This is a genomic window from Prevotella melaninogenica ATCC 25845, from assembly GCF_000144405.1.
In the GTDB taxonomy this organism is placed as follows: Bacteria; Bacteroidota; Bacteroidia; order Bacteroidales; family Bacteroidaceae; genus Prevotella; species Prevotella melaninogenica.
In genome coordinates this window covers 1,589,217-1,601,649 of the sequence record NC_014370.1, presented here as the reverse complement: position 1 = coordinate 1,601,649, position 12,433 = coordinate 1,589,217, and the positions used below count along the sequence as shown (strand labels likewise).

Below are 12,433 nucleotides of genomic sequence, written 5' to 3'. Positions count from 1 at the left end.
TTTGTTATCTTCTAAAGAGTTAAGTTCTGTAAGCCAGTATTTACCGATAAAATGTTTGTGGTACCAGACTTAAAGACATAAAAAAAGGACTACCGCTGTAGTCCAACCTTTGTTAACCTTAAATCTAATACTATGAAAAACACGTTGCAAAGATAAAGAGTATTTTTTATATTTGCAACTTTTCCAATGTCTTTTTTTATCATATGATGTATTATTGATTTATATCAAGTAGTTTATATGACAAAATGATAGTTTAACCTCTAATGACCGATTTTGGTTAATGGTTTCACCAGAGCCGAGATAGTTGACATTACTGGTTCATTACTTGTTTGGCAACAGCGGATGTAATGTAAAGAGGATTTATATAAAGAAAGTTGAATATAACCTGAAAGAAAGACTAAAGTCTGAAAGAAAAGTTGAAATATAGCTTATAAAAAAGCATTTTTATCCGTTAAAACTTTGTTATGTCATTTTTTAAGCCTATCTTTGCAAAAAATAAAAGGATTAAGACGTTTAAGGATATGGGATTCCGACATTCAGTGAGATTGATGTTGGAATTCTATCTTTTTTATGTCTATTGAAAAACGATTAATTTTTAAAATAAGATATTATGGCTTATATGTCACAGGAAGGTTACGACAAACTCGTAGCCGATTTGCAGTATTTAGAATCTGTTGAACGTCCCAAGGCATCTGCTGCTATTGCCGAAGCTGCCGATAAGGGTGACTTGAGTGAGAATTCTGAGTATGATGCTGCTAAGGAGGCACAGCGTCATCTTGAAGCACGTATTGCTGAATTGAAGATGACCGTGGCACAAGCAAAGATTGTTGATGTGTCACGTTTGAGCACTGATGCTGTACAGATTATGTCTACTGTTGAGATGACAAACGTAAAGACAAATGCTAAGATGAAGTATACGATTGTTAGTGAGACAGAGGCTAACCTGAAGCAGAATAAGATTTCAATCAAGACTCCTATTGCACAGGGCTTGTTGAATAAGAAGGTGGGCGATGAGGTTGAAATCACTATCCCTCGTGGTACTATCACTCTGCGCATTGATAAGATCTCAATTGATGCATAACATTAAAACAAGGAGGTTTGTATGACAATATTCAGTAAGATTGCAGCGGGTGAGATTCCAAGCTACAAGTGTGCAGAGAACGAACAGTTCTATGCATTTCTCGACATTGATCCTGTAACAAAGGGACACACACTTGTTATTCCTCGTAAGGAGGTTGACTACATCTTTGATATGGAAGATGAGGAACTTGCAGCCTTTGAGGTTTTTGCAAAGAAGGTTGCACGTGCAATAAAGACAGTCTTTCCATGTAAGAAGGTAGCACAGGTCGTCTTGGGGTTAGAGGTTAACCATGCACATATCCACCTCTTGCCAATGAACAGTGAGGCTGATGTTAATTTCAAACATCACGTACAGGTTGAGGCTGAGGAGCAGAAGGAGATTGCTGCAAAGATTTTCAAGGCTTTCCAGGAATTGGATTAAGTGATAGGTGCTGAAACAGAAAACGAACAAAACGGAGATATATCATAAGGTATATATCTCCGTTTTTGCTTATAAAGAATCGCTATGAAGGAAACGAAAGATGATAATTGGTCAGATTGGTTGATTAATGACAAGCTCCGCTGGGAGAGATTTGGCTTGTTTGGTTGGAAAGAACGTGTAAGCATGTGGACTGGGATTGTATTGGGTAGTCTTTTGTTCATTGCTATCCTTGTTGTAGCTTTCTTAATTCTTAATATGGGCAACAAACTTTATAGCTATACCTTAATGCCTTTCAGTGAATTGCCTATTAATCATACGGTGTTTTGTATTATTTTGGATGCCATCCTAAGTTTAATAATCATTGTCTCAAAGAAGCGTTGGAGAAGAGGGAATAATCGTGTGACTATGTTCTTCTTACTCATGTTTTTCAATCCTGTCTTATGTTATTTCCTATTTGGTTTCGTTTCTTTTGCTATTCTGTACCCCAACTCTAATTATGGTAACAAAGAGATAATAACGCAGAGGGCTATATTCACTGGAAAAGTTTTTAGGGTGGCAAATGCCGGAAGTTTTGTTTGTTATAACTTTTATCTTCCACAGATAAAGCGAGAGATAGTATTCACGAATGGTTTTTCTTATGATTGGAAACAAAATAGCCCCTGTACTATCTATTTACATAAAGGTTATTTTGGATTGTATGTAGCAGATAGTGTGGTGTATAAAGAAGACTCATTATCATCAACAACACTTGTTGCAGAATGATCCATTTGCTATCAATGAACAGCGTCGCTGATGTTAATATCAAATATCATGTACAATTTGAGGGGTAGAAAGAAATTGCTGTAAAGATTTTCAAAGTTTAGTAAGAGTAGTATTAAATTATAAAAAATATTATTGAATGGAGATATATTATGACGTGTATATCACCGTTTGCCAGTTATACGAATGTTTATGAAGAATATACGGGATGATAGATGGACTGATTGGCTAATTGACGAAGAGCATCGTTGGGAAAATATAGATAGGGTCAAGCCGGCAAAGAGGATTCTTGGTATATTGTTTTTGTTACTGGTTTATTTGATAATAGGCTTAATCTTTGCAGGGCTTTCCATGTTAGTTCTGCATGTCTTTGATCTCGAAAAGATAGGAAGTAACACTATACTGCCTTTTTCCTTTTTAAATAGTGATTACAAGTATCTATTTGCATGTATTGCACTTGACCTTAGTCTTGCCACCGTGATATATAAGTGTAGGAAGAATAACACAGGGGAGAGAGTTCTTTTTTTCTTTATTTTTATGCTTATCTATTCTTTTCTTATACTATCAATGGTAGCTGTGACTACTCCTGTAATCTGCTATGTGAATCGAAATTTTGGTGAAAAAGAGGTAGTGCAAAGGGATGCTGTTGTAAAAGAGTATCTTGGTATATCAATGCGAAAGGGAACGAAATTGTTTTATCGTATAAAGATACTTGGGACAAATGAAGAATTTGTTTTTTGCACATCTGATGCTATTGAATCCTCAAAGAATACTCCTGGCTTACTTTATATGCATAAAGGATGGTTCGGAATGTATGCTGTGGATAGTTTAAGAATTAGTTCTGACAATAGGTCAGAAGTCTTTGTTATCGATCAATATAAATATATGAAGTAGTTAGAAGGTAGCAGCAAGATTATATACGGTTGTGATTTTATCAAACAGGGATATACTGTCATTGCATATCCCTGTCTTAATATATGGAAGAATCATTTAACAAAGTAATCCCACTTTTACGCAAACTTGCTGCTCCCCTCCTTTGGAGGGGTTGGGGGAGGTTTTTATTTATACAAACTCTTCTCCCTTCTTTATCTGTACTTCATTCACATATTTCCTTACCAATGCAGAAGAGTCTTCTTTCTTACAGATAAGTAATACATTGTCCTTTTCTGCAATGATATAGCCATCAAGTCCGTTGATGACACCTAATTTGCCTTTGGAGAGCTTTATGATATTATTTGCAGCATCTTCAAGGATAACATCCGAGTCAATGACAACATTGTCGCCATCCCGCTTGCTTAGAGACTCATAAACACCATGCCACGTTCCAAGGTCTGCCCAACCAAAGTCGCACCTCATTACATAAACATTCTCCGACTTCTCTAAGATGCCATAATCTAATGAAATGTTAGGATAGCGTGGGAAATTATCATGTATGAAAGCCTCTTCATCCTCTATCGTTGTTATCTTACTGCTCATTTCACCTTCACGTAAAACAGAAGGGAGGAAGCCATAGAGACATTGACGAAGGTAGTTTGTGTTAGAGAGGAAGAGACCTGTATTCCAACACCACTCCTTACTGTCCATGAACATTTGTGCAAATTCTCGGTCTGGCTTTTCTGTAAAGGCTTGCACCTTATATATATCGCCATTACCAGTGTAGACGCCCTTCTGAATATATCCGTATCCAGGTTCTGGTCGGGTAGGGCTAACCCCCATCGTCAGTATAGCATCATTCTTCTCAACGAACGATAATCCCTCTTTTATATTACGGAAGAAAGCATCATCATTAACAATGTTATGATCAGAAGGTGATATAATGATGTTCGCTTTGGGATCAAACATCATGATACGATGCACTGCCCATGCAACACTTGGCGCAGTGTTTCTGTGTATTGGCTCAGCCATGATATGGTCAGCCGCCACTTCAGGCAACTGCTCTCTGACAAGGTCAAGATAATCACAGCTGGTATTAATATAAATGTTCTCTTTTGGAAGAATATTTGCAAAGCGGTCAAATGTTTGTTGAAGCTGAGTACGACCCACGCCAAAGAAGTCTATAAATTGCTTTGGATACTTATCTCTACTGCAGGGCCATAGTCTTCGTCCCTTGCCACCGGCAAGAATTACGCAATAGTTGTTCTGTTTCGTAGTCATTATCTATTTAAGCTAACCGAATTTGTTTCTCCAAAGATACCTTTTATAACTCATACCTCCAAATCTTTTATTGTAAAATACTACAAATATGCATTAATCAAAGTATTGTCATTAAATAATTCCTCAAAAATTTGCCAAATCCAGATTTTCTCTCTACCTTTGCACCCGTTGTTCAAACAACAGCCATGCCCAGATGGCGGAATAGGTAGACGCGCTGGTCTCAAACACCAGTGGGGCAACCCATCCCGGTTCGAGCCCGGGTCTGGGTACAACAAATCCCTTGTGAATCGATGATTTGCAAGGGATTTTTCTTTGTAGGGGTACTTAAAGTGTACTTTGCTTTTAATGGATAAAATCAGAACTCACTCAAACCTTTATTCAGAACTCACTTTCATCTTTAATCATACTATTAAGTTTAAAATTTATTTCCTGTCATTTTAACATTGTTTGTAAAGGCTTTGATAATGAATAACTTGTGGCTCTTTAGGTAGTGACAGTAGTGACAGGAAATTAAGTCTATACTCTCATTGAGTTAAAGCTATACGAAGAATGTCTACGCTTTTAACGGAAGAATTCTATTTTATGTAATCAATGTTTACTGATAGACATTTTCTCTTTGACAGACAGAATCTATAGCGTAATGAGTTTCGCTTTGTTATTTTCTGTATATTGAAGTGTGTAAAGGCTGCTTTGCTCTGTTACGCCAGCAAATAAAATCTTTTCTGCAAGATGACAAATATATTTATTTCTTTCCAATGCTGTTGCCTTTGATTGTCGAGTAGAATTACTGATAGAGATAATTAACAGACGGTTTTGCTTTATGGCTGTTTGTAGATGTGTAGGAATAGTTTTATACATCTTTCTCGCTATTACGAGAATGATGGGTTGACTTCCTTTTAATAAGAAATGCAGAACATCTTGTTCTAATTTACTATTAAAGCCACTGATGATACAGTCTCCCCGACTACGCATTTCCGTAGCCCAATCATATACTTGCAACACCGTTTCGGTAGCGATATTGCTTGATGCGAGGAAAGCTGTCTTTTGTTGTTTCAGCAGTTCCTGATTGCCAAGATATTCGGTGGTGACTATCATTGATTATTCTCTCTGTCGTCTTTTTTCGTTTTATTGCTCTTTCGTGGTGCAATACGCTTTAGGTCTTGATCGAGTTGTTTAATACTATCAAAGTGTTCTATTTGCCGTTGTTGTTCTTTATAAGCAACATATTCTTTTGTAGCTTTATCTACAGCCACCTTGTGAGAAATCTTACCTGCGTGTTCAAGAATATTCTTCTCATTCATGGTGAGTACAAGTCGCAGTTTCTGTATCCAGTCGCGCATGAACATTGGTTTTTCCGCTAATGCCTGTGCCTCAGCATAGGCAAGGAACTGTTCTACGATAAGTTTTAGTTGGCTAATCTCTTTCTCATTCAGGTAGTTCTTACCAATCAAGACATCATTCTTGGTAACTTTTCCTTCTTTTTCCGTAGAAGTAAGTCCCATCATAGGCTGTGAAGCGTTGGCACGATAATACATAAGTTCAGCAGCAGTCTTTCCGCTGACAGCCCAAAGCAGTTTGTTCTGTATTTCCTTGAAGAAAGCCAATGTCATTTCAGCAGATGGGTTATAGTCGATACTTGTTTTGTATATATCCTTTATCTGCTGATAAAAAACCTTCTCAGAAAGGCGTATGTCACGAATGCGGTCTAAGAGTTCTTTGAAATAATTGTAAGATGAACCGGTTTTGAATCGCTCATCGTTTAGTGCAAAGCCTTTGATGATATATTCCTTTAGTCGCTGAGTAGCCCAAATACGGAACTGCGTGCCTTGCTGTGACTTCACCCGATAACCTACAGAGATGATTACATCAAGGTTATAGAATTTTACAGGTTTATCGGAACTTGCAATGTGCAAATTTTGCACATTGCTATTCTCATCAAGCTCTCCTTCTTCAAAAATATTGTTTATATGCTTGGTGATAACACTACGCTCACGACCAAAAAGTACGCACATCTGTGCCTGTGACAGCCACACCGTCTCTTTTTCAAACCGAACATCTATCTTTATATTTCCATCTGCCGACTGGTATATGAGCATATTGTCGTTGTTGTCTGCTTCCATTATTCTTTTATTAAATTATTGTTCCTCTCAGTAAACACTTTACCCTCATTAAATAGGAGTGTTGGATCTTCTATTACTATTTTTGGACATTTCTAACCAATTCATTGCCAATAAGTTATATAAAAAAAGCTTCGTAAATGACAAAATAAAGTAGAAGATTGGACCACTTTTGGACATTTTACTTATCATATCTCCCCGCGTTTTTTCATTTCTTTTATTCCTAAATCAAAGGCACGAGCAACCAAAGCTGAGTTTTTAATATATTTTTCTGCTATCTTATATGTGGTAGAAGCCCCCTCTCCTTCTTTGATTAAGAGTTGATAAGCAACTAATTTATCAATAACAGTCCTTACTTGACGACGTGTCAGATGACCATCTAATAACTTTGCAAAGTCCTTCATTTTGGCTTTACCAAACTTTGTAAGGTGAGGCATGATTACCGACATTACTTGATTTATTCCCCAGTCGTCTTTTTGGCTGTATTCTCCTTCTTGACCGCTAAATTCGTAATAGCTTTTAGATAAAATATAGTATGTACCTCTTGTCCTGCCACGTTTCTCTATTAGTCCGCAACTTAATAATTTCTCTATACTATCTTTTTCAACGCTCTGCGATTTTCCTTGTCTTACTTCATTTAAGGATATCACGTCAAAAACGGATAGTCTATCTTCTTCTGCTAAATCTCTTTGTTCCGATTCTAAAAACATTGCAAAAGCCTTATCCTTGATGACCGCTGAAAGATGCAACTCCACTCGGAAAGAGTCACTATGAGAATAATCTGGGCTATCTTTTCCTTCTGACAATGTGTTCTTAAATATTTTATCTATACCTTGCCCCGATCGTTCCACAACACCTGTTTTTTCTAACACGTCTGCCAACAGTCTGTTTCTTGGAGTACTTTGAACTCTTAATAAATTATCAATACTTACACCTAAAGGGAAACCTCCAGCATTCATTACAATTAATTTTTGTGGGTATTGCTTAATTACAGTTTCGCTTGTACGCCTGTAGTCTCTATGAGCAATAGCATTATTAATGGCTTCACGAATCACATCTTCATTAAAGAAGGGAATATTGAATATATAGGAATTATCATTCACATCAATCTTGTCATTCCTCAAATTAATATCATGCCATAGCATGTCTATCATTTTATAGAATGGTTCACTGTAAGTATACCTATTGTCATATGGAACCAAGTTCTCGGATTTACGATATTCCAATATTACGGAGGCCTGGGGTAATAATTCAATGAGTTTCTCTCGTTTGCCAACAAGAATCAATGCTGCATAAGTAACTTTACCTTCTTTCATAAGTTGCAAGTCACTTAAGACCTGCTCGTCAGGTAGTGTTAAGAAATTAGGATTTTTCTGTTTTGTTGCATACTTCTGTTTCAGAATCCGAATCGCTTCTGTATCCAAATCATTAATGGAAACCGTGCTACATATCTCGGAAGAAAAGTCTGGTTCTTGTTCCTGTAGAATCTTAAAGATTTCCTCATCAGACATAGGCTTCAATTCTTCTCCGACTCGCATCAATGGGACATCTTCAAATCTAAAAAGCTTTCCGATAGGTCGTTCTGGAACATCTATCACTAATACACGTCCTTCCTTCGTAGTTTCATCTTCATAGAGTTCATAAATACTCGGGCGGATTGATGTATCTCTATAAATATTGCTTTCCAATTCTCCAATAGCCCCTTTATTCTGTTTTGTACCCACCACCTGATGTGGATAGGCATCTTCCATTCCAAGCACTAAATATCCACCACCTTCATTACAAAGAGCAGTAACATAACCTAAGATACACTTTCTTCTGTCCTTAGGATTGGGTTTAGAGCCACCATCATAAGCGAAATAGCCTTGTGCAGCCCGCTTAAATTCAACCTTATCTTCAGACTCTCTCAGAGTTTTCAAGTGTTCTATTGTGAGTTTACTCATAATTTACTTATCTCTTTTAGTTACGGATTCTTTCACCGTTTCGGGGAGTCCTTCGTATAAGGACTCTATCTCTTTTGGTTCGGTAATCATGCGCTCGGTAATGATATTCAGAAGGCGCATAAGCATGGTTGCTGTTCCTTTATCATCAACATCAAATGAAATAACACCTGGGTGGACAGCCTTGTTACCTACAACGCGTACAACGTCTAACGCTTGCTGAACTGCTTGTGGTAGCCCTTTCTTAACAAGGACACCTATATTTTTATTTATATCCCGATCTGTTTCTCCCAATTCATTACACAATCTGTCTATTGCCAATCGCAATAGTGCGCAGGCTGCCCTTGGAGACTTATTGTAAATCGTTCCTGCTTCGTTATATAGCTGTTTCACGCTTTCTGGCATATCAACGTTAGGATCCTCTGCAACGATGTCTGGATAAATGTAATCATCATTTATCCAGATTATCTTCTTTCCACAGTTCACACATCTTGCAATGAAAAGTTGGTTCAAATATTCACCATATCCCACTCTTTGAGTAACAAAATGAACATCTTCATCATGTCTATGCCATCTAAATTTCATTAAAGATAGCGTATGACAATGCGGACACGTAAATGCGTCCTTATCACGTGCCGGAGTTACATATTTCTGATTCATATTCCTTTGTATTAGTTATTCTTCATTTAATTCATCACCCATACGATATTTAATGTCGTAGTTGATGATGAAATCTAACTCTTCTTCTGTAAAACCATAATGAGAGGCAAGGAGTTTATCTATTTCATTAATGATAGGTTTAGAGAGCTTCATATAGAACTCATCATATTCAACTCGTCCCGTTGTTTTGTAATTATATATGCGTCGTATGCATTTCTTCTTCATGTCTATAGCTAACCTATCAGCAACAGAGCATATTGCTTTTTCAATACCTTTGTCATATTGGTATCTAAAATTAACAATTTCAGGTTTGTTGAGATGATAGCAATCAGAATTAGTAATCCACCATATAAAGAATAGTGAACTATTCAAAATACAACTTCCTACCTTTACTTGTTTTGTATTATCAAATGATACAGATTTAAGTTGCGTTGTTATACCTTCGCCATCCCTATCACTGCAAAAGTAAGGAACAAAAGTATGTGAACGAATCCAGTTTACGGGGGCATTATGATACAAGCACTGCTCATTCCCAATACCAACAAAATATTGCACCTTTTCTTCCTTTATCTTTCTTGCAATGCTGATAAACAAAGGACTTGCTATTTTTGGAATAATATTTTGATAAGTATAATCTTCAATGCTGTTATAACGTACTAAAGCATTAAAAAGGTTCTTGCGTTCATCAGCCAACCAACGTGTATATTTGGTTGAATATTTCCCAACTCCATTATTGGTTGCAGTAAATATAACCAAACGGAACTTCACACCCTCAAAGAGTTTTTGAGGGTTTGCATCTGCACTTAAGTTTAAGTGCAGATGCAAACCGAATTTCTCATAGAAATTCGTTACAAGTGGAGCCATTCTTTCTGTACTGTGCCCACTCAATGGGACAATCATGCTGATGTAGCCTTCTTGCCTCATTATATTTTTAGATCGCTCAAGTACATAAGCATATAAGTTCCCGCATGAAAGAGTTTTGTATCCAACTAATTTGTAAAGGTCAGATACAGCTACTCCTTTAACTTTTTTATTGTACTCCACATACGGCGGATTACCAATAATCACGTCGAATCCTCCGTGTTCATTGATAATTTCGTAGAATTCAGCAAGCCAGTGGAAAGGTTGGTGAGATTGGTACCAAGCGTTATAACCTTTGGTTGATTCTACTGCACCATACATCTTGTGGTTTAATAAGTCGTTAAGCGTGTTAAGGCGTTGATATAGTTCACCCTTTGCTTTCTTAAAGGCAGCCATATCTTCAGCTTGATGGAGCTGAACATTCTTAAAGATTTCGTAGGTACGTGACACCTTGTCCATCTCATCGTTTACTTTTTCCTTGAATTCTTCACGAGCATACATATCTCCTTCTATCAAGTCGCGTTCTAATTCCTCTTGCGTTGCATAGCCCACAAGCGTATTGCCACAGCGAATATTGAAGTCAATATCTGGTAGTGGGTCGAGTCCTAAATTTGGGTTACGTTTGTCTACTTCAACTACTGCTACCATCTTTAGGAACAAACGTAGCTTGGCTATCTCTGTCGCTTCGACCATAATGTCGACACCATAGAGATTGCGGAGAATGATGCTCTTATAGATGAAGTATTGTATGTTAGAACGATATTTATGTTCAATCTCCTGTAGCTCTTGTTTGAAGAGTAGAGGGTTCTTTGCATTGAATTCCTGCATACGATTGATGCACACCTCATAGAGCGGCTCAAGGATGTTGAGCGCAGCAAAGAGGAAAGCCCCCGATCCGCAGGTAGGGTCGAGTATTGTAACATGCTGCAATGCATGATAGAAATGCTTTACAAACAGATGATCTTGTGTGTTTGCAAGATAATCAGTTACAAACTGCCGTATGTTGAGGTTGTAAGTGATAAAGTCATTGATGTTAGTGATTTCTCCCTTTGTGATTTTCTCTTTAATGTTGTTGTAACGTTGTAGTCGCTCAATGGTCTCACGCCAAATCTCTGTAGGCAGAGCAAATGCTTCAGATGTGCGCTCGTTCCAATGGCAACGACGTTCCAGAAGGTTCGGCTTTGTGGTGTCAAGTCCTGTTGCTATTTCCTCAGGAATAGTTTGGTCAACTCCTTTCTTCATAGCATCGAAGATATACTTATCACCGCTCTCTTTCAGATACAGCCATAGTTCGCTGTTTGCACGGAAATGCTTTTCGTTTTTACGTTTCACAGCGTCCATTAGGTATGGAACAATAGTGTTACGCCCGATATATTCAGTAATATCCTCCTTTGTGTAGTAAGCTCCCATTTGAGCGCGATCGTTGATATATTGTTCAAAAATATATCCTAAGACATCAGGATTGATATCACGTCCAGAGGCTGTCATACGATCGTCTAAATGCCAATGCCATTTATCAAAGAAGTCGAAGAGACTGATAAAAGCCTCATCAGCAATATCTAAATTAGCATATTCTCTTTCTATTTGGTGCACATCAAACATTCCGCCATTCAGATAAGGGATGCGTCCATAAATCTTTTCAAATTCATGATTGTGTTTAGGAGTGTTAAGTCCATCGTGGAAAAGATTGACAAGGAAGCCCTTATAGAATTTATTAAAGAAGCGGTCTTCTCCTTCCTGATTGCGAGTCCACTCTAATTTATGACGCAGATAATCCACGTCGCCATCGAGAAACTCTTTCTTCTGAATGAAGTAGCAGAACATCAATCGGTTGAGCATGACAGAAGCATACCACTGTTTATTCTTATTCTCCTTTTCATCAATATGGTCATCAATGCCAGTAATAAATTTAGCAAAGTTGCTATGCTCTTTTTTAAATCCAGCATAGAAGTCTTTTGTTATTTTCTCTGAATTAATGAGGAAGGCAGACTGTACCTTTTCTATGATGTCGAGGATTGTAAGGTTATCATCAAGCGAGAACGAGAGGCTTTCCATCTTTTCAAATAAGAAAGCTGCTTTATCAAGCGAGTCATACTCAATTAAGACAACATCTCTTTTCTCTACTTTCTTTACTGGAGCAATCCATAGATGATGGAGCGTTTCTGGCAGTATGAAGATACAAATATAGTTCTCTGCATTTTTGCGAATTTTATGGTCAATCTTCTTGCAGATGGCAGATGATGGTATTTGTTCGACTTGGCAATGCAAGATTTGAAAGCCCTTTCGTTCAGCAATCTGCTCTATGTGAAAGGTTGTGTTGTCTATATTTATCTCAGGTAATTGTGTGGCACCTGTAGGATTGTTCCAAAGCATTTCGCTGACGAACAATCCTTTAAAGTCTGATGCAGTTATATACTGATTAAAAATATTTCTTTTCATTT

At 37.4% G+C, this 12,433-nt stretch carries 10 protein-coding genes and 1 tRNA gene; 5 read left to right on the top strand and 6 right to left on the bottom strand.

Translation table 11 applies throughout. The features are described 5' to 3' along the window. Positions 1-610 precede the first annotated feature (610 nt). From greA to HMPREF0659_RS06370, 4 genes are all read left to right on the top strand, one after another. Positions 611-1,081 (top strand): transcription elongation factor GreA, encoded by a 471-nt coding sequence (gene greA / locus HMPREF0659_RS06385; RefSeq protein WP_004360966.1) that lies wholly within the window; start codon positions 611-613, stop codon positions 1,079-1,081. 21 nt (positions 1,082-1,102) lie between these two features. Continuing rightward, the gene (locus HMPREF0659_RS06380; protein WP_013264923.1) at positions 1,103-1,501 is read left to right on the top strand and encodes an HIT family protein; all 399 of its coding nucleotides are present in this window, start codon (positions 1,103-1,105) and stop codon (positions 1,499-1,501) included. Positions 1,502-1,585: 84 nt separating this feature from the next. Continuing rightward, positions 1,586-2,263, top strand: a complete 678-nt coding sequence (locus HMPREF0659_RS06375) for a hypothetical protein (RefSeq protein WP_013264435.1) — start codon at positions 1,586-1,588, stop codon at positions 2,261-2,263. Between the two features lie 189 nt (positions 2,264-2,452). Beyond that, positions 2,453-3,154: a hypothetical protein gene (locus HMPREF0659_RS06370; protein WP_013264780.1), complete on the top strand. Its 702-nt coding sequence runs from the start codon at positions 2,453-2,455 to the stop codon at positions 3,152-3,154. Between the two features lie 168 nt (positions 3,155-3,322). Here the strand turns inward: HMPREF0659_RS06370 and HMPREF0659_RS06365 are convergent, their stop codons facing one another. After that, positions 3,323-4,414: a mannose-1-phosphate guanylyltransferase gene (locus HMPREF0659_RS06365; RefSeq protein ID WP_013263857.1), complete on the bottom strand. Its 1,092-nt coding sequence runs from the start codon at positions 4,412-4,414 to the stop codon at positions 3,323-3,325. Positions 4,415-4,601: 187 nt separating this feature from the next. Here HMPREF0659_RS06365 and HMPREF0659_RS06360 point away from each other — a divergent pair. Next, positions 4,602-4,683: transfer RNA gene (locus tag HMPREF0659_RS06360), tRNA-Leu, on the top strand. A gap of 361 nt (positions 4,684-5,044) precedes the next feature. Here the strand turns inward: HMPREF0659_RS06360 and HMPREF0659_RS06355 are convergent. The 5 genes from HMPREF0659_RS06355 to HMPREF0659_RS06335 form a co-directional block, all read right to left on the bottom strand. Further along, positions 5,045-5,509, bottom strand: coding sequence for a DNA-processing protein DprA (locus HMPREF0659_RS06355; RefSeq protein ID WP_013264623.1), 465 nt, complete (start codon positions 5,507-5,509; stop codon positions 5,045-5,047). After that, on the bottom strand, positions 5,506-6,534 hold the full coding sequence (rhuM, locus tag HMPREF0659_RS06350; protein WP_013264119.1) for a RhuM family protein: 1,029 nt from the start codon (positions 6,532-6,534) through the stop codon (positions 5,506-5,508). The genes HMPREF0659_RS06355 and rhuM overlap by 4 nt, the downstream gene beginning before the upstream one ends. 185 nt (positions 6,535-6,719) lie before the next feature. Beyond that, positions 6,720-8,474, bottom strand: coding sequence for an ATP-binding protein (locus tag HMPREF0659_RS06345; RefSeq protein WP_013264296.1), 1,755 nt, complete (start codon positions 8,472-8,474; stop codon positions 6,720-6,722). Positions 8,475-8,477: 3 nt separating this feature from the next. Beyond that, positions 8,478-9,131: a DUF4145 domain-containing protein gene (locus HMPREF0659_RS06340; RefSeq protein WP_013263858.1), complete on the bottom strand. Its 654-nt coding sequence runs from the start codon at positions 9,129-9,131 to the stop codon at positions 8,478-8,480. Positions 9,132-9,146: 15 nt separating this feature from the next. Then, entirely contained in the window at positions 9,147-12,431 is a 3,285-nt protein-coding gene (locus HMPREF0659_RS06335; protein ID WP_013264389.1) for an Eco57I restriction-modification methylase domain-containing protein, read from the bottom strand. Positions 12,432-12,433 lie beyond the last annotated feature (2 nt).

Excerpts from the sequence above, each read along its gene's own strand:
- greA (WP_004360966.1), top strand. The coding sequence starts at position 611 with ATGGCTTATATGTCACAGGAAGGTTACGACAAACTCGTAGCCGATTTG.
- HMPREF0659_RS06380 (WP_013264923.1), top strand. The coding sequence starts at position 1,103 with ATGACAATATTCAGTAAGATTGCAGCGGGTGAGATTCCAAGCTACAAG.
- HMPREF0659_RS06375 (WP_013264435.1), top strand. The coding sequence starts at position 1,586 with ATGAAGGAAACGAAAGATGATAATTGGTCAGATTGGTTGATTAATGAC.
- HMPREF0659_RS06370 (WP_013264780.1), top strand. The coding sequence starts at position 2,453 with ATGAAGAATATACGGGATGATAGATGGACTGATTGGCTAATTGACGAA.
- HMPREF0659_RS06365 (WP_013263857.1), bottom strand. The coding sequence starts at position 4,414 with ATGACTACGAAACAGAACAACTATTGCGTAATTCTTGCCGGTGGCAAG.
- HMPREF0659_RS06355 (WP_013264623.1), bottom strand. The coding sequence starts at position 5,509 with ATGATAGTCACCACCGAATATCTTGGCAATCAGGAACTGCTGAAACAA.
- rhuM (WP_013264119.1), bottom strand. The coding sequence starts at position 6,534 with ATGGAAGCAGACAACAACGACAATATGCTCATATACCAGTCGGCAGAT.
- HMPREF0659_RS06345 (WP_013264296.1), bottom strand. The coding sequence starts at position 8,474 with ATGAGTAAACTCACAATAGAACACTTGAAAACTCTGAGAGAGTCTGAA.
- HMPREF0659_RS06340 (WP_013263858.1), bottom strand. The coding sequence starts at position 9,131 with ATGAATCAGAAATATGTAACTCCGGCACGTGATAAGGACGCATTTACG.
- HMPREF0659_RS06335 (WP_013264389.1), bottom strand. The coding sequence starts at position 12,431 with ATGAAAAGAAATATTTTTAATCAGTATATAACTGCATCAGACTTTAAA.